This is a genomic window from Brenneria sp. L3-3C-1, from assembly GCF_016456245.1.
Lineage (GTDB): Bacteria > Pseudomonadota > Gammaproteobacteria > Enterobacterales > Enterobacteriaceae > Brenneria.
The window spans coordinates 1,008,904-1,031,553 of the sequence record NZ_JAEMHF010000001.1 but is presented as its reverse complement, the minus strand read 5'-3'; the positions used below and the strand labels follow the sequence as shown (position 1 = coordinate 1,031,553).

At 51.6% G+C, this 22,650-nt stretch carries 20 protein-coding genes; 8 read left to right on the top strand and 12 right to left on the bottom strand.

All coding sequences use genetic code 11. The features are described from left to right. Window positions 1-20 precede the first annotated feature (20 nt). A complete protein-coding gene (locus JG725_RS04570) occupies window positions 21-1,529 on the bottom strand; it encodes a PepSY domain-containing protein (protein ID WP_199376829.1) in 1,509 nt (502 codons plus the stop codon). A gap of 111 nt (window positions 1,530-1,640) precedes the next feature. Beyond that, window positions 1,641-2,060: a DUF2946 domain-containing protein gene (locus JG725_RS04565; protein WP_199376827.1), complete on the bottom strand. Its 420-nt coding sequence runs from the start codon at window positions 2,058-2,060 to the stop codon at window positions 1,641-1,643. 677 nt (window positions 2,061-2,737) lie between these two features. Here JG725_RS04565 and JG725_RS04560 point away from each other — a divergent pair. Further along, window positions 2,738-4,240, top strand: a complete 1,503-nt coding sequence (locus JG725_RS04560) for a glucan biosynthesis protein G (RefSeq protein WP_216660411.1) — start codon at window positions 2,738-2,740, stop codon at window positions 4,238-4,240. After that, the gene (gene mdoH, locus JG725_RS04555) at window positions 4,233-6,782 is read left to right on the top strand and encodes a glucans biosynthesis glucosyltransferase MdoH (RefSeq protein WP_199376825.1); all 2,550 of its coding nucleotides are present in this window, start codon (window positions 4,233-4,235) and stop codon (window positions 6,780-6,782) included. Before JG725_RS04560 ends, mdoH begins: the two co-directional genes overlap by 8 nt. An 81-nt stretch (window positions 6,783-6,863) precedes the next feature. Here the strand turns inward: mdoH and mdtG are convergent, their stop codons facing one another. Together mdtG and JG725_RS04545 are read right to left on the bottom strand one after the other, a co-directional pair. Further along, window positions 6,864-8,090 carry a multidrug efflux MFS transporter MdtG gene (mdtG, locus tag JG725_RS04550; protein ID WP_199376823.1) on the bottom strand — a complete coding sequence of 409 codons (1,227 nt, stop codon included), beginning with the start codon at window positions 8,088-8,090 and terminating at the stop codon, window positions 6,864-6,866. A gap of 219 nt (window positions 8,091-8,309) precedes the next feature. Beyond that, window positions 8,310-9,230 (bottom strand): Kdo(2)-lipid IV(A) acyltransferase, encoded by a 921-nt coding sequence (locus tag JG725_RS04545; protein WP_172289204.1) that lies wholly within the window; start codon window positions 9,228-9,230, stop codon window positions 8,310-8,312. 386 nt (window positions 9,231-9,616) lie between these two features. On the opposite strand from JG725_RS04545, the gene JG725_RS04540 reads away from it, so the two are divergent. Further along, on the top strand, window positions 9,617-10,687 hold the full coding sequence (locus JG725_RS04540; RefSeq protein ID WP_199376821.1) for a rhodanese-related sulfurtransferase: 1,071 nt from the start codon (window positions 9,617-9,619) through the stop codon (window positions 10,685-10,687). Between the two features lie 63 nt (window positions 10,688-10,750). On the opposite strand, the gene JG725_RS04535 is transcribed toward JG725_RS04540, so the two are convergent. The 6 genes from JG725_RS04535 to pyrC form a co-directional block, all read right to left on the bottom strand. Further along, window positions 10,751-11,323 carry a YceI family protein gene (locus tag JG725_RS04535; protein WP_172289461.1) on the bottom strand — a complete coding sequence of 191 codons (573 nt, stop codon included), beginning with the start codon at window positions 11,321-11,323 and terminating at the stop codon, window positions 10,751-10,753. A gap of 29 nt (window positions 11,324-11,352) precedes the next feature. Then, complete coding sequence (locus JG725_RS04530; RefSeq protein WP_172289206.1) at window positions 11,353-11,907, bottom strand: cytochrome b; 555 nt, start codon at window positions 11,905-11,907, stop codon at window positions 11,353-11,355. Between the two features lie 473 nt (window positions 11,908-12,380). Continuing rightward, window positions 12,381-12,635 carry a biofilm formation regulator BssS gene (gene bssS, locus JG725_RS04525; RefSeq protein ID WP_172289207.1) on the bottom strand — a complete coding sequence of 85 codons (255 nt, stop codon included), beginning with the start codon at window positions 12,633-12,635 and terminating at the stop codon, window positions 12,381-12,383. Window positions 12,636-12,850: 215 nt separating this feature from the next. Then, on the bottom strand, window positions 12,851-13,108 hold the full coding sequence (locus JG725_RS04520) for a hypothetical protein (RefSeq protein WP_172289208.1): 258 nt from the start codon (window positions 13,106-13,108) through the stop codon (window positions 12,851-12,853). 195 nt (window positions 13,109-13,303) lie between these two features. Continuing rightward, window positions 13,304-13,543 carry a DNA damage-inducible protein I gene (gene dinI, locus JG725_RS04515; protein WP_199376819.1) on the bottom strand — a complete coding sequence of 80 codons (240 nt, stop codon included), beginning with the start codon at window positions 13,541-13,543 and terminating at the stop codon, window positions 13,304-13,306. Window positions 13,544-13,671: 128 nt separating this feature from the next. Beyond that, window positions 13,672-14,715: a dihydroorotase gene (gene pyrC / locus JG725_RS04510; protein ID WP_199376817.1), complete on the bottom strand. Its 1,044-nt coding sequence runs from the start codon at window positions 14,713-14,715 to the stop codon at window positions 13,672-13,674. 205 nt (window positions 14,716-14,920) lie between these two features. On the opposite strand from pyrC, the gene JG725_RS04505 reads away from it, so the two are divergent. Continuing rightward, entirely contained in the window at window positions 14,921-15,208 is a 288-nt protein-coding gene (locus JG725_RS04505; protein ID WP_172289211.1) for a putative quinol monooxygenase, read from the top strand. Window positions 15,209-15,286: 78 nt separating this feature from the next. Here the strand turns inward: JG725_RS04505 and rne are convergent, their stop codons facing one another. Beyond that, window positions 15,287-18,565 (bottom strand): ribonuclease E, encoded by a 3,279-nt coding sequence (gene rne, locus JG725_RS04500; protein ID WP_199376815.1) that lies wholly within the window; start codon window positions 18,563-18,565, stop codon window positions 15,287-15,289. 568 nt (window positions 18,566-19,133) lie between these two features. Here rne and rluC point away from each other — a divergent pair. After that, window positions 19,134-20,090: a 23S rRNA pseudouridine(955/2504/2580) synthase RluC gene (gene rluC, locus JG725_RS04495; RefSeq protein WP_172289213.1), complete on the top strand. Its 957-nt coding sequence runs from the start codon at window positions 19,134-19,136 to the stop codon at window positions 20,088-20,090. Between the two features lie 46 nt (window positions 20,091-20,136). Here the strand turns inward: rluC and JG725_RS04490 are convergent, their stop codons facing one another. Then, on the bottom strand, window positions 20,137-20,724 hold the full coding sequence (locus JG725_RS04490) for a nucleoside triphosphate pyrophosphatase (RefSeq protein ID WP_199376813.1): 588 nt from the start codon (window positions 20,722-20,724) through the stop codon (window positions 20,137-20,139). Between the two features lie 140 nt (window positions 20,725-20,864). Between JG725_RS04490 and yceD the strand changes: the two genes are divergently transcribed. The 3 genes from yceD to plsX are packed head-to-tail and all read left to right on the top strand — an operon-like array spanning window position 20,865 to window position 22,649. Continuing rightward, entirely contained in the window at window positions 20,865-21,386 is a 522-nt protein-coding gene (gene yceD, locus JG725_RS04485; RefSeq protein ID WP_199376811.1) for a 23S rRNA accumulation protein YceD, read from the top strand. Window positions 21,387-21,402: 16 nt separating this feature from the next. Continuing rightward, window positions 21,403-21,573, top strand: coding sequence for a 50S ribosomal protein L32 (rpmF, locus tag JG725_RS04480; RefSeq protein WP_009112338.1), 171 nt, complete (start codon window positions 21,403-21,405; stop codon window positions 21,571-21,573). A gap of 29 nt (window positions 21,574-21,602) precedes the next feature. Beyond that, window positions 21,603-22,649: a phosphate acyltransferase PlsX gene (plsX, locus tag JG725_RS04475; RefSeq protein ID WP_199376809.1), complete on the top strand. Its 1,047-nt coding sequence runs from the start codon at window positions 21,603-21,605 to the stop codon at window positions 22,647-22,649. Window position 22,650: the final 1 nt, after the last annotated feature.

The following is a 22,650-nucleotide window of genomic DNA, read 5'->3' as shown; positions in this document are numbered from 1 at the left end:
CTGTCCGTCGATTTACCAGGTCACTGCGACGGATCAGCCGTTCGATTCCGCTGCCAGCGAATGACATCAATCAGTATAAACAGCAGCAGGCTTATCCCCATAACCGGCAAGCACACCGCAAGCAGAGCGGATGTCGTTATCAATACTAGTCTGGGAAAAAGGCGAACCAGCAATAGTGCGCTGGTCAGCGTTTTAACGGGATTATTGCCGGGATGTTTGGGACGACGGATCCACCACATTCGATATCCCCACACAATCATGGCGCAGAGTCCGATCCCGAAAGCCGCAAGCAGCAGTTGATTCGCCAATCCGAACAGAATCCCCATATGCGCATCAACGCCCCAGCGGGTCAGTTTGGCGGCCAGCGGAAAGGTGCTGAAATCTGTTTTGTCGATAATTTCAAGGGTAGAAGGATTCACCGAAACCGCATCAACCTGCGTAGGCCAGGCGCGGTCGATTTCCGTGACCGTCCAGGCCTGATTAGGTTTGCCGGCAGGTTTTATTTCGATTTTTTTTGCATCAATGCCTGCCGCCCTGGCTATGGCTAAAACCCGATCAAATCTATCCGGCGGGCTATATATTGCAGGCGTCATGGGCATCGAAGAATGATGTTCGGCATGTTCGCTGGCGGTCATATGGCCGTGGTCAGCCATATGCGCATGAGTGGATACCGTCGTCGGCCCGGTGATGAGCTGCGTTTTCACCGACGGGGTTTGCCAGCCTAACAGGTTTCGCGCCACGGAAATATTACTGCCGGCCCACTTTGACCAGGTCAGACCGGTGGCGGAAAAGAATAACAGACCGACAATAAGGCTCAGCCCCAGGGTAGTGTGCCAACGGCGCAGGCGGCGATGCGTGGTCGCCGGCGTCTGGCGTTTTTGGGTTTTTCGCTGCCTGGTCGATGTCGTCGAATGTCGTGTCGCCCCCCAAATCAGTGCGCCGCCTAATGCGGCAACCCATAGCCAGGAGGCGGCCAGTTCGCTGTAATTGCGTCCAATCTCACCGAGTAGCAATTCTCGATGCAGGTAATCAAGCCAGGTACGAAAGGGCAGAATGCCGCTGGTGCCATAAACGGTTTCATCGCCTCGAATTTCCAGTGTGGCGGGATCGATAAATATGGCCCGGCTTTCCGATGGCCCCAGTTCAGGAGACGCAAACATCACTCTGGTGGTTTCACCTTTCGTGGGCGCCGGACGGACGGCGGCTAAGCGCGCTTCATGCTGATGTCCGAGCACCGCCTGAGCCGCCACGATTTGATCTGCCAGCGGACGAGGCGCCGCGTGGCTTTCGGTAAAGAGCTGATGCGCATATAGCCGGTTTTCTATCTGCGGCGTCAGGACATATAACGTCCCCGTAAGCGCCGCAATGAAAATGAAAGGCCCGACAAAAATACCAATATAAAAATGAAGACGAATAAATAAGGCAATCATCGCGGTACGCGACGATGCTGCCTCGGCGATCCTGGATTGCGCGGCCGTCGAGAGTGGCGAACCCGGGGGAACAGATGCCTGCGTTTTACGAAACGTCATAAAACCTTCTGAAGTCAGTTAGCAGAAAAACGACCAACGCGACGCAGTACCCGGAACAAGATAGCGTCGTCTGGCTTGGTAATAAATGCATACGGGCTTATCGGGATAGACTCAATGGGGCGGGGCGCGTGGAACGGGAGAGGCAAATCTGGCGATCGGAATGCTGCGGGATACGAACGTTACCGCCTGGATATTGGATATAGACGGTTTCAGCACAATGATGATGCTATCTACGGCAGCTAATACCGGCGTGTGGGCCAAAAGCACACAATAGCCACAGGCGGCATGATCCGTCATGGAGGCTGGCTGAGGGGAAGACGAATGCTGTGGATGACTAGCGCGAGATCCAGACGGCGTATGTCCGGCGTGATGATGCTCGGCTGAAATCGGCGATGTGTTTAGTGCTTGCTCTGTGCCATCATTGCCGTACGCCAGCGTTTGTGAAATCACTGGGGCAATGGAAAGGGTCAATATGGCAAAGATACCGAGCCAGGCCGGGAAACCTCGCCGCCGCAACAGAGACAAAAGCATGACGTGGATGATTAAGCTATATCGAATTCAGTGGTGATACTGTACCTTATTTACTCTCTTTTAGTTAAATAAATGTTTATGTGGCGTTTTTTGAATATGAAAGAACAGCGTATACACCGGTGGTATGCCCGTTATCGCTGACGGATAAATACCGTCGTTAACGCTGTTACGCCATTGATAATAAATAAATTTCGCCGTTCAGCAAACGGAATATGGCCGAAGCCGGGTAAAGGAGGTATTTGGTCTCGTTGGCGTCGAAATGGGCTGGTACATATTAAGACTTTTCTTAGTATGTGCTTTCGGAAGTGAATCTTCAGCTGTTTCAGGCAACAATGGGTTTGCCGACATCGTTTGAATTGGGGAGTAATCGGCGACGATCGGTGTCAATATCGCGCTGATTTTGAGAAAAAGACGGTTGATGCGTTTTTAACGCGGAAAGCGGTGAATTTTATCGGTTTTCCACTTATCAACCCGATTTATCATCTATTGGCGTTCGCGTTGTTTAAACGCTGACCTATTATGATGAACCATATCTTTATCAAGTTGTCGGAAAGCTAACTTATCCATTAATATGGATTTTAGTTGATTGAAGCACACGAACAGGGGGAGTTGTGCTGGTTAATAAATTTCGAGTTAAACAGCGGGTTGCTAGCCTTCGCTGGCTTTCGGCGGTAGTCATGTTGTCTTTAAGTTCGGTACCGGCTTGGGCATTTTCGATTGATGATGTTGCGCAACAAGCGGAAAAATTGGCGGCGAAAGGTTTTGAAGCGCCGAAAAGCAATCTTCCGGCGCAATTCCGTGATATGAAATTTGCTGATTACCAGCAAATTCTGTTCAATCACGAAAAATCATACTGGAATAACTTACAGACGCCGTTCAAGCTACAGTTCTATCACCAGGGGATGTATTTCGATACGCCGGTGAAAATTAATGAAGTGACTGCGACAACGGTAAAGGAAATTAAATACTCGGCGGATTACTTTAATTTTGGTTCAGTCAACCACGACCCTGACACCGTGAAGAACCTCGGTTTTGCCGGGTTTAAAGTGCTCTATCCGATTAATAAAGCGGGTAAGGACGATGAAATCGTCAGTATGTTGGGCGCCAGTTATTTCCGCGTCGTCGGCAAAGGCCAGATTTATGGGTTGTCCGCGCGCGGTTTGGCGATTGATACGGCGTTGCCTTCCGGTGAGGAGTTTCCGCGCTTCCGCGAGTTTTGGATCGAACGTCCGAAACAGAATGATAAACATCTGGTGATTTATGCCTTGCTTGATTCGCCGCGCGCGACAGGGGCATACCGCTTTGTGGTCTATCCGGGGCGCGACAGCATCATCGATGTTCAATCTAAGGTATTCCTGCGTGATAACGTGGGCAAGCTGGGCGTGGCGCCGCTGACCAGCATGTACCTGTTTGGGCCGAATCAGCCGTCTTCAACCTTGAACTACCGTCCCGCGTTACATGATTCCAATGGCTTGTCGATCCATGCCGGCAATGGCGAGTGGATTTGGCGGCCGCTGAATAATCCTCGGCACCTGTCCGTCAGTACCTATGCGGTGGAGAATCCGAAAGGATTTGGGTTGTTGCAGCGCGGGCGCGATTTCGCCGCTTATGAGGATCTTGATGATCGCTATGATTTGCGTCCGAGCGGCTGGATAGAACCAAAAGGCGAATGGGGCAAAGGTAAAGTCGAGCTGGTTGAGATCCCGACCGCCGATGAAACCAACGATAACATCGTCGCTTTCTGGACGCCGGATGTTTTACCGGAAACGGGTAAGCCTCTGGAACTGAGATATCGTTTGCATTTCACCCGCGATGAAGATCAGTTGCATTCGCCGGATATCGCCTATGTTCAGCAGACCCGCCGCTCGACCGGCGATGTTAAGCAGTCGAACCTGATTCGCCAGCCCGACGGTACGATCGCTTTCATCGTGGACTTTGTCGGCCCGACGCTAAAAGCGATGGATGAAGCGACGCCTGTCGCCGCTCAGGCCAGTATTGGCGACAACGGCGAGATTGTGGAAAACAGCGTGCGCTATAATCCGGTGACGAATGGCTGGCGTCTGACGCTGCGTCTGCGTGTGAAAGATAATAAACAGCCAACAGAAATGAGAGCAGCGTTGGTTAATGGTGAAACAACATTGACCGAAACCTGGAGCTATCAGCTACCTGCTAATGAATAAGTCAACTTCTTCTCTCGATTATATCGGGAAACTGCCCTTGTCTGCCGAGCAGGCAAGGGCTCTGCGCGAAAAACTACCGCCGTCGGATAATATCGATCAGTCCGCATTACATCAGGCATTGTCTGGCGACAGCCAGGCCAGGATTCAGCGAGAAGAAGATGCTGCGCTGAATTCGGTTCAGACTCGTCTGGAAATGGCCTGGCCGGATGGTTTGAATGACGGGAAGCAACTGGGCAAGGATACCGAAGGGCGGACGGCATTGAAGGCCATGCCGACAATCACCCGTTCTTCGATGTTTCCCGATGTCTGGCGCACCAACCCGCTGGTTCGCTGGTGGGAAAGTCTGTTGGGACGAACTGTTCCGCCTCGCCATCATTCCAGCCCGGAAGAAACGATCTCTGAAAACAGATGGCGTATGGTCGGTACGATCCGGCGCTATATCTTGCTGATTCTGACGCTTTTTCAGACGGCGATTGCAACGTGGTATATGAAAACCATCCTGCCCTATCAAGGCTGGGCATTGATCGACCCGTTTGAGATGGCCGATCAGCCCTTGATGCAATCATTCCTGCAATTGCTGCCGTATGTGTTGCAGAGCGGCATTCTTATCCTGTTTGCGGTTCTATTCTGCTGGGTTTCCGCGGGCTTCTGGACTGCGCTGATGGGATTTCTGCAACTGCTGATTGGCCGGGACAAGTACAGTATTTCCTCCACCACGGTTGGCGATGAACCGCTTAATCCGGAACATCGTACCGCGCTGATCATGCCTATCTGTAACGAAGATGTAGAGCGCGTATTTGCCGGCCTGCGCGCCACGTATGAATCCGTGGAAGCCACCGGGATGATCGAGCACTTCGATATTTATGTGTTAAGCGACAGTAACGATCCGGATACCTGCGTCGCAGAGCAAAAGGCCTGGATGGAGCTTTGCCGCGACGTGGGCGGAGCAGGGCGTATTTTTTACCGTCGACGCCGCCGCCGCGTAAAACGCAAGAGCGGCAACATTGACGACTTTTGCCGCCGCTGGGGCAATCAATACAGTTATATGGTGATTCTGGATGCCGACAGCGTAATGAGCGGCGAGTGTCTGACTTCTCTTGTCAGGCTGATGGAAGCGAATCCCAATGCGGGGATTATCCAGTCCTCGCCGAAAGCATCGGGTATGGATACGTTGTATGCGCGCTGCCAGCAGTTTGCAACCCGCGTCTACGGCCCGCTGTTTACCGCCGGTCTACATTTCTGGCAGTTGGGCGAATCCCATTACTGGGGGCATAACGCCATCATCCGGGTGAAGCCGTTTATCGAACATTGCGCGTTGGCGCCGTTGCCAGGCGAGGGTTCATTCGCGGGGGCCATCCTTTCGCATGATTTTGTCGAAGCGGCGTTGATGCGCCGGGCCGGATGGGGAGTCTGGATCGCCTACGACCTGCCGGGCAGCTATGAGGAATTGCCGCCTAACCTGTTGGATGAGCTGAAACGCGATCGCCGCTGGTGTCATGGCAATCTGATGAACTTCCGGCTGTTCCTGGTTAAAGGCATGCATCCGGTGCACCGTGCGGTGTTCCTGACTGGCGTCATGTCCTACCTGTCGGCGCCGTTATGGTTCATGTTTCTGGCGCTGTCTACGGCGTTGCAGGTGGTGCATACCTTGATGGAGCCGCAGTATTTCCTGCAACCCAGACAGCTATTTCCCGTGTGGCCGCAGTGGCGCCCGGAGTTGGCCATCGCGCTATTCTCAACCACGCTGGTGTTGTTGTTCTTACCCAAACTGTTAAGCGTGGTCCTGGTGTGCGCCAAAGGCGCGAAAGCCTATGGCGGTGTGTTGCGCCTGTTTGTTTCACTGCTGTTGGAAATGCTGTTCTCTGTTTTATTAGCGCCGGTCAGGATGCTGTTTCATACCGTCTTTGTGGTCAGCGCATTTCTGGGGTGGTCGGTACAGTGGAACTCGCCACAGCGTGATGATGACGCTACGCCATGGGGTGAGGCTTTTGTTCGCCATGGTTCGCAGTTAGCGTTGGGACTGGTTTGGGCGATAGGGATGGCGTGGTTGGACCTGCGTTTCCTGTGGTGGCTTTCCCCCATCGTGTTCTCACTGATTCTGTCGCCGTTCGTCTCCGTTTATTCCAGCCGGGCTTCATTGGGGCTGGCCTGTAAACGAGCCAAACTGTTACTGATCCCTGAAGAATATGCGCCGCCGCGCGAACTGGTTGCGACCGATGAATATTGTCGATTGAACCGTCAGCGCAAGCTGGATCATGGCTTTATTCAGGCGGTTTTTGACCCGTCGATTAATGCGCTGGCCAGCGCGATGGCGACGGCCCGCCATCGTTTCAGTCAGGCTATTGAGGATGTGCGTGAGCAGAATGTCAGTGATGCGCTCAGCCGAAAACCGCAAGAGGTCGGCGATAATCAGCGGCTAATGCTGCTGAGCGATCCGGTGACGATATCCCGCCTTCATTACCGTTTATGGCAGATGCCGGAACAGTATGCGGCGTGGTCCGATTATTACCGCAATCTACCCCCGCCGTTTATTAAGCAATAAAGCACGGCTGGACGTAACCGATAAAAAGCAACGGCATATATATCCGTTGCTTTTTTTTACGCCCGATAACGTATCGGTCGGTTAGTCGCCGGGAAGCTCAAGCCTTGACGCGCGACGTTGTAAACTTCGCCAGGAGTAGACGACGTTGATCATGACAATCAAGGCGGTAACGATAAAGACCGCCCGAAAGCCATAGGTGGCGGAAATGGATGCCCCCAATATGGGGCCTGCCACATTACCTACATCACGGAACGACTGGTTATAGCTGAATATTCGTCCTGCGACATGATTGGAGGAGTGATAAATCAGCAGCGTTTGCACCGCCGGCAGTAACGCCCCGTCCGCCGCCCCCAGCAGGAAGCGCAGTACGCCCAACTGCCACGGCGTCTGTACGAAAGCCATGGGAATAAGCAGTAAAACGGACACTATCAGCATGGCGATCAGAATACGCTCAGGGCCGATTTTATCACCTAGCTTGCCTAATTTCGGGGCGCTGATCAGCGCGGATACGCCGGGAATAGCGGCGATCATGCCGCTGATAAAGGCCAGATTTTGAGTATGTCCCGCCAACTCTCGAACGAACAGCGTGAGTATCGGCGCGACGGACCCTGTGGCTACCTGGATAATTAACGTAGTAATAAACAGACTTAAAACCAGCCTGGGGTTTTTCAGCGATGTCATCACCTGCCGGCCGTTTAACATGTCTTTTTTGCGAATGGTGGTAAAACGTTCCTGAACGAAAATCAGCGTGATCAGAAAACAGACCAACAGCACGGCGGCCGTGATAAAGAATACCGGACGTAATCCATAGGTATCCGCTAAATAGCCGCCGATAAGGGGGCCGATAAGCGCGCCGCTGACGGCTCCGGTTGACAATGTTCCCAGCGCCCAGCCGCTTTTATTGCGCGGAACCTGGGTGGCGATCAAGGCATTGGCATTAGGAACAAATCCCCCCAGTATGCCGAGGGCGGCGCGCAGAAATAGAAATTGCCAGATATTTTGCGCCAGCCCCATGAGTAGCATCACGATGCACATGCCCAGCGCCGAACGTAACAGCATCAGCTTGCGGCCTTTGCGATCGGCAAGCCGTCCCCAAAAAGGAGAAGCGATGGCGGAGAACAGAAACGTGATGCTGAAGACCACGCCAGACCATAAATTCAACGCTTCGTGGCCGGTGACGCCCAAAAGCTCCACATAAAGCGGAAGAAATGGCATAACCAGACTGAATGCGGCACCGGTGAAAAAGCAACCTAACCAGGTAACATAAAGATTACGCTTCCAATCAATAGGCTCCGCTTCTGGTGTCATAAGTTTCCGATAATGTTGTTGGTGTTTTTTGTGTGAGAGCGCAAACGAAAAGGCAACAAGTTAATTATTGCATAGCAGGCAATGCATTAAGTATGTGCCGCTTACCGGCTATCGGCAAGATAATCATCATGGATGGATAAAAATACGGCGGTTTTTCAGTCGGGTAGCGCCGCTGGGCGGCCTGCCCTCCACGCCGGCCTCCGTGGAGGGGGAATCGTTTTAATATAGCGACGGCTCACCTTCCGGCCGGGTTTTAAAGCGACGGTGTAACCACATATACTGGTCGGGCGCCAAGAGGATATTTTTTTCCACGATCTTATTCATCCACGCTGCGGCAGCCTCTTGGCTTTCCAGCGGGATGTCTGATTCCGCCGGCTGAATCAATAACTCATAGCCTTTACCATTCGGCAGGCGGCGCGGCACAAACGGAACAATCGCCGGTTTGGCCGCTTTGGCCAGCATGTAACTTCCCACCGTGGTGGCGGCTTTATCAACGGCAAACAGAGGCACGAATACGCTGCTGCGCGGGCCATAATCGTGATCGGGGGCGTACCAGATAATCTCACCCTGCTTAAGCGCTCGGATCATGCCTTTCAGATCCTTGCGGTCCAGCATGGATTTGTTTGAACGCATTCTTCCCCAGGTCTGTAACCAGTCAATCAGTTTGTTGTCGTTGGGGCGATAGACACCGATGCCCGCATTATAAATGCCAAAAATGCGTGCGCCGAGCTCCAACGTCAGGAAGTGCAGACCGATCAGCAATACGCCGCGATTTTCCTTGCGCGCCTGATGCATATGTTCCAGACCTTTTACCGTAAACCAACGGTCTATACGCCAGTCAGGCCAGAACCATGCCATGCCGGTTTCAATTACTCCCATCCCAACGGCTTCAAAATTTTTTCTGACTAATCCGTCTCGCTCCGCCAGCGGCATATCAGGGAAACATAGCTCAATATTCCGGGTGGTGATTTCAACACGGCGCGGCAGAAGTCGCATCGACAGATGACCAAGCCCGGTACCGATACGGTAGAGCAGGGGATAAGGTAACAATACCACCAGGTACAGCATGCCAACACCCAACCAGGTCAACCAGTAACGCGGGTGCAGTAGGGAACGATTAAAAACGGGGATTTGTGTCATGGCCTCAGTATCAAATTCTGGTGCTTGCAGGCACTCATACTGTTAAAGGATAAATAGAATTTCCTCTCAATAGGATAGATTATTGCGGGAGTTTGCTTAGAAAACAAATTTGCGGCGCGCTATAGCCTGATTTTTATACAAAAAATAAGTGAATCGAAAATGGCAATAGCGGCAACGGGGCGTTCGTCAGTTTTAATGGCGGCAAAATGGATGAATCGCGGCTATCTAATGAAACGGATCTTCACCGGCATTGCGCGGGGGGATCGCCATTTGACCTCCTGACAGCGATGCCGCTATCGGGTATGATGCCGGGCGATTCAGTCTGTCAGGATAATCCTGGCGGTAAACAGTAACGATTAACCTCAGTGAAGACAGGAAAGTACACCATGCCAGTGTTACATAACCGGGTTTCCAATGAGGAGCTGAAAGCGCGAATGCTTGCTGAAACCGAGCCGCGTACCACAGTCTCTTTCTATAAATATTTCACCATCGATGAGCCGAAAGCATTTCGCGACCTTCTGTATAGCCAGTTTGCGCAGCTAAAGGTGTTTGGGCGGATCTACATTGCGGCGGAGGGCATCAATGCTCAGATCAGCGTACCGAATAATCAGTTTGATGCGTTTAAAACCGTGTTGTTTGGCGCCCACCCGGCGCTTGACCAGGTACGGCTGAACATTGCATTGGACGACGACGGAAAATCGTTCTGGGTTTTGCGCATGAAAGTGCGTGACCGCATTGTGGCCGATGGCATTGATGATCCCACATTTAACCCGGCGAATGTCGGTCAGTATCTGAAAGCCGAACAGGTCAATGCCATGGCGGACGATCCCGATACGCTATTCGTTGATATGCGCAATCACTATGAATACGAAGTCGGGCACTTTGAAAATGCGTTGGAGGTTCCCTCGGATACCTTCCGCGAGCAGCTTCCAATGGCGGTGGAAATGCTTAATACGGCGCGTGATAAGAATATCGTCATGTATTGCACCGGGGGGATCCGCTGTGAAAAGGCGAGTGCTTATATGCTCCATCACGGTTTTAAACATGTCTACCACGTCGAGGGCGGGATTATCGAATATGCCCGTCAGGCAAAAGCGCAGGGGTTGCCGCTGAAGTTTATCGGTAAAAACTTTGTGTTTGACGAGCGACTGGGAGAGCGAATTTCTGATCAAGTGATTGCGCATTGTCATCAGTGCGGCGCGTCTTGCGACAGCCATACCAACTGCCGTAATGAAGGCTGTCACTTGTTGTTTATCCAGTGCCCGGCATGTGCGGAAAAATATGAAGGCTGTTGTAGCGCAAACTGCCAGGAAGAACGCAAACTGCCACTGGAAGAGCAACGCGCCCGGCGTAGCGGGCGTGAAAACGGTATGAAGATTTTCAATAAATCGAGAGGATTATTGCAGTCGACATTAGCGATTCCATCGCCGCCTGCGGAGGGCGACGCAGCGAAGTAACCCGATAAAAAAAGCCCTTTCAGGCGACGAAAGGGCTTTAATCAACATTTCGGCGGTGGATTATTACTGACGAATGCCTTCGACGGAAATGATCAATTCTACTTCCTGGGACGCCGGCCCCAGATCGGTCGTAATATTAAAGTCTTTCAGCTTGATCGCGCCTTCTGCTTCAAAGCCGGCGCGATGATTACCCCACGGATCGCTACCCTGACCAATCAATTTCGCATCCAGCTTAACTGGCTTGGTTACGCCGTTTAAGGTCAGGTTACCGGTGATATCGTATTCATCGCCGTCTTTTTTCACTTCCGTCGAGGTGAACGTCGCCTGCGGATATTTGGATACGTTCAGGAAGTCCGCACTGCGGATGTGTTTGTCGCGTTCAGCGTGGTTGGTATTGACGCTGTTGGTATTGATGGTGACATTGACTTTATCAGCGGCAGGGTTGTTTTCATCAAAAGTAAACGAACCGTCAAAATCGTTAAAACCGCCATAAATCCAGCTATAGCCCAGATGATTAATGCGGAATTGAATAAACGCGTGCTGGCCTTCCTTATCAAACTTGTAATCGGCAGCCAGCGCCGATCCGGCAGAGGCAAGCAAGGACGCGACAGTCAGGCCCAGTAGTGTTTTCTTCAGCATTGGTATTTCTCCATAAATCCAGAAAGTTATGGGATGTTGCGACCCAACATCCGCTTCAAGGTGATATCTCTATCGATAAAGTGATGCTTTAATGCGGCTAAACCGTGCAGTGCTGACAAAGCCACTACCACCCAGGCAAGATAAAGATGCACGGTGCCGGCAATATCGGCTTGATCCGTCAAACCGGTTACGCTGGCTGGAATGGAAAACCAGCCAAAAACTGAAATAGGTTGTCCCTCGGCCGTGGAAATCAGATAGCCGCTGATTAATATCGCAAACAGCACGACATAGAGGGTAATGTGCGCCAGCGTCGCGCTGATGCGGGTAAAGGTTGAATAGCTGCTTAGCGGCGGAGGCGGCGGGGAAATGAAGCGCCAGATAACCCGAAAGATCATAACGGCAAAAAGCAGCATACCGACGCTTTTATGAATTTCAGGCGCGCGGTGATACCAGACATCATAGTATCCCAGTGATACCATCCAAAGTCCGAGCGCAAACATACCATAGATGGTCAGTGCGGCAGTCCAGTGGAGAAGAATGCTGATATGACCGTAACGAGATGTAGTATTACGCCAAAGCATGGTGATGGCTCCTGATCGAGTAACATAGGCACCTGGAAAAGCTAAACAGATAAAAACGTAAAATCAATATAAAATCATCTATCATAACAATAGCGCAACATTGAACAGTTTTTTTGAATTTAAATTCATATCTTATTCAATTTTATTATTGTAATTATCGAGGTAAAAATCCTTTGATTGCTTACCTTTTCAATCGCATCGGTATGAAAAATCGAGGCGGATAAAAAATATCGCTAAGCGCGATGTGTTTTATCCATTGAATAATTATGTCGCCTTGGCTGCCCGCCGTGAGTATCAAATTGGGTTGGATTATTGTTTTAACTGAATAACTGAGGCAAAGAAGAAAAAAAGAAATGTGGTTGAACGCTTGAAATAACGGCGCCGTCAGTAAGACGGCGCCGTTATTGGTGACAGTGAATCAAAAATCAATAAATCTGGTATAAAATAATAATATTAACAAACTATATCAATAACTAATGTTTTCGATAATCAAGGGACTGACTGTCGGTTGATTCGATTTTAGCAATGCCAGCTTCAAGTATGTATATAAGTTGTCTGGCGACATCTGTCGTTAACCATAGCGTTCGGTCAACTTGCGCTTCGTCCGGAGCCTGATCCGCCGTGGCTAAATAGTGTAAGCGGATCATCATGGCGTCATAACTGTCAACAGTGCTTATGTCCCAACCTACAAGAGGATGTGTCTGAATAACTTCATTTTTTCTATCCATAAATACCCCTTATTGACTAGTTACTAACATGAGTGACTAACGAGGTTTAAGGTGGCTCCTTATTTAGAAGAGCTCTATTAGTATATCGTCGCTTATTTAATTTATGGGAAATATTTGCAGAAAATGTGTAAAAATTTTTTTGTTTAATAATTAAGCAGCCGGGGCGAAAATACATTCGCCCCGGATCCTGTTAATGAATAGGAAAAATGAAAATGCTATTCGGTATTTAAACCGGCATTTTTCTCTAATGTCGCGGCAAAATGGGCCAGGTGTTTTTTCATCAACGGATCCCGGTTCTCATTTTGAGATTCCAGTTTCAGATTATGGATCAGAAGCTGGTTTGCTTTTTCATCAAGACAGAAGACCAGAGATGAAAATGCAAGCTCCAATGCGTCAATTTTGCGCTGCTGGGCACCAATCAACGCCAGCAGCTCACCGAATGTCATTGCTTCTTCTGGTTTTTCTACTGCCATAACAGATATCCTCAGTCGTACCAACAGGATGGTGAGAGCCTAATGGTGAGCGTTATTCGCGCTTATAACTTATCATTTAAGCCCAATCTTTCAACAGACTCAACAACATGCCAGAACACAGCGTATAAAGCGAGTCCCTGCCTAAAAACGATGGTGTAAAATATTCACGATCGATACTATTATTCAGAAACCAGTCTATTCAGGTATAAACCAGTCGTCCGCACTTTCCCAGGTTTCTTGCAGAATTTCAGATATGCGCTCTTTGTCATCTTTAGCGGCGCCCATCACAGTAAGGCTATTGGCCGCCGCATAACGAACCTGAACCGGGATATCGGGGTAATGCCGATGAATTCGTTGCCCCAGTTCATTCGTCAGCGCCTCAATGGCGCCTGCCGGCAAGGGAGATGACTTTGCTAGGGTAATTTCTACACGCATGATGGCCTCCAAGTTTTAACTGTTTATTTATACAGTCATTCCTTGGGGAGAACAAGCATCAAAGAGAGATTTATACGCGTTTGACGCAAAAGAAAAAGGCCCATCGGGAAGACGCTGGGCCCGGTAAATTATTTAACCGACCAGTTAAGGCTTTGCCCGGCGAGGAATGGAATCAATGCTTCACTTCCCAGCGAAATCTCTTCCGGGAAGGTAACCGGCTTGCGTTGCAGCTCGATCCAGTCTTCATTAACGGGCAAGCCATAAAAGCGCGGGCCGTTCAACGAACAAAATGCTTCAAGTTTATCCAACGCATGCATTTCATCAAAAACGGTCGCATAGGCGCTTAATGCCGCCTGAGCGTTAAATACCCCGGCACAGCCGCAGTTGGACTCTTTGCGCTGTTTAGCATGAGGGGCGGAATCCGTACCGAGAAACAGCCGATTGCAACCGCTGGCGACGGCATCACGCAGCGCCTGCTGATGAATATTTCTTTTGAGGATCGGCAGGCAATACAGATGTGGGCGGATCCCGCCGACCAGCATATGGTTACGATTGAACAATAAATGCTGAGGGGTAATGGTGGCCGCGAGATACTCATTGCCTGATACAACGTACTGTGCGGCCTCTTTGGTGGTGATGTGCTCGAATACGACTTTCAGTTCGGGAAACTGCTGACGTAATGGTTCCATCACGGACTCAATAAACCGGGCTTCCCGATCAAAAATATCGACAGCGGGATCGGTCACTTCGCCGTGTATCAGCAACGGCATGCCTATTTTCTGCATCCTTTCCAGGATGGGAAAAATAGCGGCGATGTTTGTTACGCCATGACTGGAGTTGGTCGTCGCATTGGCGGGATATAACTTGGCGGCCGTGAAAACCCCTTGCTCATAACCGTTTGCAATCTCTTCGGCATCCAGTGAGTCAGTCAGGTAACAGGTCATCAACGGCTGAAAGTTATCCCCTGCGGGAATGGCGGCAAGAATGCGCTGACGATAAGCGATTGCGCTTGCTACGTTGGTGATTGGCGGCGTCAGATTTGGCATGACGATAGCACGACCGAAAAAACGACTGGTATACGGAAGAACAGTTTCAAGCATCCGATCGTCACGTAAATGAATGTGCCAATCGTCAGGGCGGCGGATTTTCAGAATATCAGGCTGTGCGGTCATGGAGTGTGCTCCGGCGGTCAGTAGAAAACATCATCGATCAGTAGTTTTGGGACGGATACGGCGGGGAATAAGCATAAGTGTAAAGCCGCCTGAATGCATCCGTTAGTTGATGAATGCTTGAAATTAACTACTATAGCTACCATCACCAATAGGCATCTCTATGCCTTCTTTTTAAACACGAAACATAAATTAAATAGGGACAACCATGGAAATCCGTATCGTCGCCAGTGTACAGGCGAAAGCTGAGTTTATTGCAGAGGTGACTGCCGCTTTGAGGCAGGTTGTGGCGCCCAGCCGTCAGGAGCCAGGTAACTTGCAATACGATCTGCATCAAGAGATCGACAAGCCGGAGGCTTTTGTCTTTTTTGAACGTTGGAAAAGCCAGACGGCTCTGACAGAGCATGAACAGACTGAGCACTTCCAGCGACTGGTTTCCCAGCTTGAAGGGAAAACGGAACAAATGGATATCAAACTACTGAAGTATTTGGACTAATAAGCCTGCTTGCTGACGGCCCGTCATAAAAAAACACCCGCCGATTGGCGGGTGTCGGTTTAACTAACCGGTAGTTGATTATTCACTAATTGGCGTCGGCTTAGTCGCGGGCGCAGCAGCCTGATTAACGGCGGCATGCCCCCCGGCAGAACCTTTACCTGAAAACTCATAATCGGGGCGCTTCCAGTCGCTTTGACGCGCTGGCGCTGGCTGGTAATCCGGCGCTGGCGCTTTGGTCATCGGCGCCGTCGCGTGAAGCTTATAGCGAGGTTGTGCCGAACTGACCGCTGGTTCCGGAACTTGCTGAGTTGAAACGGCCGGCTGTTCAACCACAGGGCTTGTATCGACCGCCTGCGGGGTTATCTCCGCCGTTACCTTTTCCTCTTCATGCGCAATGGCGTCCGCAGCGTCAGGCTTGTGCTCAGACGTTTCGACCACGGCATCGGTAACGCTGACGGCAACCGGCGTGGCTTCAGAAGCCGACAGCTCAACAGCGGCGGTTTCAGCAACGTTGGTTTCAGCAACGATTGTTGTTTCATCCGCGGCGTGTTCTTCCGTAACCGTGGTTTCAACGGCGGCGATCTCTGCTGTTTCGGCGGCTGATTCCTCTTGCTCAGCTTGAGGGGCGGGTTCAGCCTGTACCTGTTGCTCGGGTTCGGCGAAAGAAACCGTCGCATCATCCTGTACCGTTGTTTCAGGTGCGGCGTTAACGGTTTCTTCTGCAACCGCCGGGGCTGGTGCTTCCTGCGCTGCGGTTTCGATAACCGGAGCGACCTCCACGATGGCAGGCAGAAGCGCCGTTGCCGGGGCGATATTGTCTTCCTGCAACGGCTCGGGGGCCTGTTCCAACTGCTGAGGTTGGGCGACAGAATAGTTGACCCACACTTTACCCGATGCCATTTCCGGCGACGCGACGGCATATTCCACTTGCATCGGCGACTGTGACGGATAGCGTTCATCACGGTAACGACGACGACGCTGACCGCTGACGCGCAGATGGCGCGGCGAACGACGCGAACGGCGCGGCATTCCGCCGTTTTCCGTGCTGGCGCCGCGATTGGTATCAACGGTTTGCGTATTTTCCGCTTCGTTCGCCGGCTCATCAACCCGTGCGGACTGCGGCGGCGCAATCTCCGCTGTCACGGCAGGGGCCGCATTTTCGACCGCTTCACTCGGTGCGCTGTCAGACTGAACGCGCACCTTTTGCGTCAGTTGGCGACGCTGGCGGCGCGGCATGACCGGCGTAGGTTTATCCTGCTCGGCGCTGCTCTCTTCCACTTCATCGACTACGGCATTTTGGACTTTCGCTTCCTGCTGTGGTTGACGTTTGTCTTCTTGACGGCGGCGCTGGCGCGGTTCGCGACGCGGCTGCTCGTCAGTCGTGGTTTTTTCCGTGTCTTCCGCTACGCGGGTTTCCGGTGCAACTTCCGTATTCTGACGCTTATTGCGGCGCTGCTCTTCGCGCGGTTCGCGATTATCACGATTGTCGCGGTTATCTCGCGAACCACGGTCGCGGCGGTTATTGCCCTGGCGACGTGAATTACGGCGATCCTGACGTTGACCTTCGCTGGCCGTCGCTGGCGCCGTCTTCTCATCTGCTGTATTGGCAGATTCGGCGGCAGGTTCAGAGGCGAAGATACCTTTCAGCGCGCCCAGAAGACGGCCGACAAACCCGGATTGAGCGGCAGCGGCCGGGCTTGAAACCGGCGCGGTTGCCGCCGCTGCCGGCGCTTTCTCTTCCGCAGGCATGTCGGGCATGGTGAAGGTTGCTAACGCCGGCTGTTCGGGTTGTTTACGCTCGACCGTCTGTTCTTCCTGCAACTGCTGCGCTTCAGTTTCCAGCAACTGCGGCAATAGATAGCTAAGCGTCGGTTTTTCTTCGCCTTTACGGACTCGAACAACGGAATAGTGCGGTGTTTGCATGCCATCATGCGGGACGATGATGGCGCGAACGCCGCCCTGACGCGTCTCAATGGCATTGACTGCGTCACGCTTCTCGTTCAGCAGGTAAGAGGCGATCTGTACCGGAACGATGGCGTGAACCTCTTTGGTGTTCTCTTTCAGCGCTTCTTCTTCAATCAAACGCAGAATGGACAGCGAAAGCGATTCATTATCGCGAACGGTACCGGTTCCACCACAGCGCGGACAAACATGGTGACTGGATTCGCCCAGCGACGGGCTGAGGCGCTGACGGGACATTTCCAGCAGGCCAAAGCGCGAAATCCGGCCGATTTGAATACGGGCGCGATCCTGACGGACGGAATCCCGCAGGCGGTTTTCTACTTCGCGCTGGTGGCGTACCGGCGTCATATCGATAAAGTCGATGACGATCAGGCCGCCCAGGTCACGCAACCGCAACTGACGGGCGATTTCATCCGCCGCTTCCAGGTTGGTGTTAAATGCGGTCTCTTCAATATCGCCGCCGCGCGTCGCACGGGCGGAGTTGATATCGATCGCCGTTAGGGCTTCCGTGGTATCGATAACAATCGAGCCGCCGGAAGGCAGACGGACTTCACGCTGGAAGGCGGATTCAATCTGAGACTCAATCTGATAATGACTGAACAGCGGGATTTCGCCGCTGTAAAGTTTGATTTTACTGGTGAAATCGGGGCGGCCCAGCGCGGAAATGTGCTCTTTGGCCAAATCGAGGATTTTCGGGTTATCGATCAGGATCTCGCCGATGTCCGGACGTAGATAATCGCGGAAAGCGCGAACAATCACGTTGCTTTCCTGGTGAATCAGGAACGGCGCAGGGCGGCCTTCCGCCGCTTTCTTAATCGCTTCCCAGTGCTTCAGGCGGAAAGCCAGATCCCACTGCAATGCTTCGGCGGACTTACCGACGCCGGCGGTACGAACAATCAGCCCCATGCCGTCGGGCAACTGCAAAGAACCCAGCGCTTCTTTCAACTCGGTACGGTCATCGCCCTCGATACGGCGTGAAATTCCGCCCGCGCGAGGGTTGTTCGGCATCAGTACCAGATAACTGCCGGCCAGACTGATAAACGTTGTCAGTGCTGCGCCTTTGTTGCCTCGCTCTTCTTTATCCACCTGAACAATGACTTCCTGGCCTTCGCGCAACACGTCTTTAATGTTAGGGCGGCCATGAGAGGAGTAGTTGCTGGGGAAATATTCGCGAGCGATTTCTTTAAGAGGGAGAAAACCGTGTCTTTCCGCGCCATAATCGACAAAAGCGGCCTCAAGACTGGGTTCAATACGGGTGATTTTACCTTTGTAGATATTTGCTTTCTTCTGCTCATGACCGGGACTTTCGATATCCAGATCATACAGCCGTTGACCATCAACCAAGGCAACACGCAACTCTTCCTGTTGAGTCGCGTTAATCAACATTCTCTTCATCTTTAACTTACTCGTTATTTTTACTTACATTATTGATAGAGCTGCGGACAAAAGAACCGCATGACCGGAATGAACCGATGGCCTCGTGGCTTATCGCAGGGACGTCAACCTCCCGGTTGTCGCCTGCATAGAGGCGCATGTTTCGGTAGCCTGCTTTTCCTGATGGAAAACAGCGCATTTACTGAGGGAACAGCTTCTGAAAATTTCGCCAGATCTGATTCCATTTGCCGGCCAAGCTGCAATCCGCAGCCCGCTAACTGCTTGATTTCACATTACGTCTTACGCCATTGCTGCGTTTGTGCGTCATCAGGCAAACTTAATAATTCCGCAATTTCCCCTGTTTTAATGCAAATCAGCACGGAAAATGCAAAAGCATTATTCCATTGCTGACACCGTTATAGCAAGGTGACTTTGCCTGTCGGTATGAAGATAGTGTGCAAACCCGTCATGGTTGAGACCAAATTCAGCCAAAACTGCTGCTATAACGCTATTTTCATTCGTCAGACTCACAGTTAAGCACAGAAAAAGAAGTGGCGCTATCCAACTGCTCTATTTAGAATCGCGCATCATGAAAACAGACAATCCTTCAGTACAATTTGTGACGATATCCGCCGATGAGGCCGGACAGCGCATCGATAACTTTTTGCATACTCGCTTAAAAGGCGTGCCGAAAAGTATGGTTTACCGCATCTTGCGTAAAGGCGAGGTGAGGGTAAATAAAAAACGTGTAAAACCGGAATACAAATTGCTTGGCGGCGACGAAATCCGCATCCCCCCGGTTCGACAGGCCGAGCGAGACGCCGCCCCGGTCTCCGCCAGCCTGGGAAAAGTTGCCGCATTAGCGGAATGCATCCTCTATGAGGATGATTATTTGCTGGTGCTGAACAAACCTTCCGGCACGGCGGTGCATGGCGGCAGCGGGCTGAGCTTCGGCGTGATTGAAGGATTGCGCGCGTTGCGTCCCGAGGCGCGTTTCCTTGAGTTGGTGCATCGACTGGATCGCGATACCTCCGGGGTGCTGCTGGTCGCCAAGAAACGTTCGGCTTTGCGTTCGCTGCATGAGCAATTGCGTCTCAAAGGGATGCAAAAGGATTATCTGGCGCTGGTGCGCGGGAACTGGCCGTCGCATTGCAAAGTCGTACAGGCGCCATTGCTGAAGAATATTCTGCAAAGCGGCGAACGTATCGTGCGGGTAAACAGCGAAGGGAAGCCGTCAGAGACGCGGTTCAAAGTCGAAGAGCGTTTTGAACGGGCGACGCTGGTGCGCGCCAGTCCGGTAACCGGCAGAACCCATCAGATCCGGGTGCATACGCTGCATGCCGGCCATCCGATTGCCTTTGACGATCGCTATGGCGATCGCGATTTTGATCGTCAACTGGCCGGAACCGGTCTGAAACGTCTGTTTTTGCACGCGCAGGCGTTACGCTTTGAACATCCCAATAGCGGAGAAACGCTGCGCGTTGAAGCGCCTCTCGACGATCAACTGCGCCATTGTCTGCTGGTGTTGCGTAAGACGAAAGCGTAATTCAGTTATCCTGCGGAATACCTGCATCGGCGGGTATTCCGTCGGACTATCTCAGCGTCAGCGGGTTAATCCCTTCTTTTTGCAGCATCTGCGTCAAGGCGATCAACGGCAGCCCAACCAATGTATTGGGATCGCGACCGGATAATCTGTCGAATAAGGCAATGCCCAACCCTTCGCTTTTAAAGCTGCCCGCGCAGTTCCAGGGCTGTTCTTTTTCCAGATAGCCGTTAATTTCAGCATCGGTCAGTTGCCTGAAATGGACGTCGAAAGGTTCAACCAGGCTTTGCATTCGCCGTTGCGCGCTGTTGAAAAGGGCTAAACCGGTAAAGAAAGAGACGCGCCGTCCGCTTGCCCGTTGCAGTTGCCGAACGGCGTTGGCTTTATTGTGCGGTTTTCCGGTAATGTCATTGCCCAATACGCAAACCTGATCGCCGCCAATGATCAGATGATGGGGATACCGTGCGCTTAATGCTCTGGCTTTGCTTTCCGCCAGCCGAGTGACTAATGTTATGACATCTTCATCACAGTGCGGCGTTTCATCAATGTCGGGCGATGCGCAAATAAAAGGAATATTCAGCTTTTCCAGCAAGGCTTTGCGATAGGGCGAGGTTGAAGCAAGAACGATCTGATACATAATTTTTTTATAAACCGTAGCGTAATGATGAAAGGCATTTTAAACTGTGCGCCGCTCTGGAAGCGAATATTGGTGAAAGGTCGTGCTTCACTGCCTTTTTCTTTGACTCTATGTCGTTACGACGTTAATATGCGCGCCCTATGCAAAAGGTAAAATTACCCCTAACCCTTGATGCGGTTCGCACTGCTCAAAAGCGTTTAGATTATGTTGGCATCTATTCGCCTGAGCAGGTGACGCGTGTTGCCGGATCAGTGGTGAGTGTGGATAGTGATGTTCAGGCTTCTTTGTCTTTCAATATCGATAATCAGCGCCTGGCGGTGATTGACGGTAGTGCGGATGTCAATGTCACATTAATGTGTCAGCGCTGCGGAAAGCCATTCGAACATCAGGTTCATGCGACGTTTTGTTTTAGCCCGGTCATCAATGATGAACAGGCCGAAGCTTTACCGGAAGCGTACGAGCCGATCGACGTTGATGAGTTTGGCGAAGTCGATCTGCTGGCAATGATTGAAGATGAAATCATCCTTACGTTGCCTATCGCCCCGGTACATGATTCTGAACACTGTGAAGTGTCCGAAGCGGACATAGTGTTCGGTAAGTTGCCTGAAGAGGCAGAAAAACCGAATCCGTTTGCCGTATTAGCCAGTTTAAAGCATAAGTAATTAAGGAGTAAGGTCCATGGCCGTACAACAGAATAAACCTAGCCGTTCCAAACGTGGTATGCGTCGTGCTCACGATGCGCTGACCACTTCTTCTGTATCCGTAGATAAAGTTTCTGGCGAAACTCATCTGCGTCACCACATCACTGCGGATGGTTACTACCGCGGTCGCAAGGTTATTGCCAAGTAATTCTTGCGAATTATTAGCAAGGCAATACTTTGACACGCCTAACTCTGGCGTTAGATGCGATGGGCGGGGACTTTGGTCCCTGCGTAACAGTGCCTGCTGCATTGCAGGCACTGGCTTCTAATTCAAATCTCAACCTGATGCTCGTTGGCGACCCTGCTGCGATCGCTCCATTACTTGCCAAAGTCGATTCTGAACTATTGTCTCGGTTAGACATTGTTCCAGCCGAATCGGTTATTGCCAGTGATGCCCGACCGTCTCAGGCCATCCGCGCGAGCCGCGGAACGTCGATGCGCATCGCGCTTGAGCTGATTAAAGACGGAAAAGCCCAAGCTTGCGTCAGCGCGGGCAATACCGGCGCGCTGATGGGGCTGGCGAAGCTTCTGATTAAACCGCTCGATGGCATTGAACGCCCTGCATTGGTTTCTGTTTTACCGCATCAGCAACAGGGGAAAACCGTGGTGCTGGATTTAGGCGCGAACGTCGAATGCGACAGCACTATGCTGGTTCAATTCGCGGTAATGGGCTCGGTAATGGCAGAAGAGGTTTTGGGATTGAAAAACCCGCGGGTGGCGTTACTGAACATCGGCGAAGAAGAAAGCAAAGGCCTGGATAATATCCGCGATGCGGCGGCCAAATTAAGAAGTACGCCGGCAATCAACTATATTGGTTATCTTGAAGGTAACGAATTGCTGACAGGAAAGACGGATGTCATGGTCTGTGACGGCTTTGTAGGCAATGTCACGTTGAAGACGATGGAAGGCGTAGTCAGGATGTTTCTGTCGCTGTTGAAATCCTCATCCGCCGATACGGATCGCAAGCGGAAACAACCCTGGTGGATACGGTGGGTGGGACGTTTGTTACAAAAACGACTGGCGAAGCGTTTCGGTCATTTGAATCCAGACCAATATAATGGCGCGTGTCTGTTAGGATTACGCGGCATCGTAATTAAAAGTCACGGTGCAGCGAACCCGCGAGCATTCGCGGTTGCCATCGAACAGGCAATGCAGACGGTACAGCGGCAACTCCCTGAGCGAATCGCTGCCCGTCTAGAAGCTGTATTACCCAAGAGTGATTAAG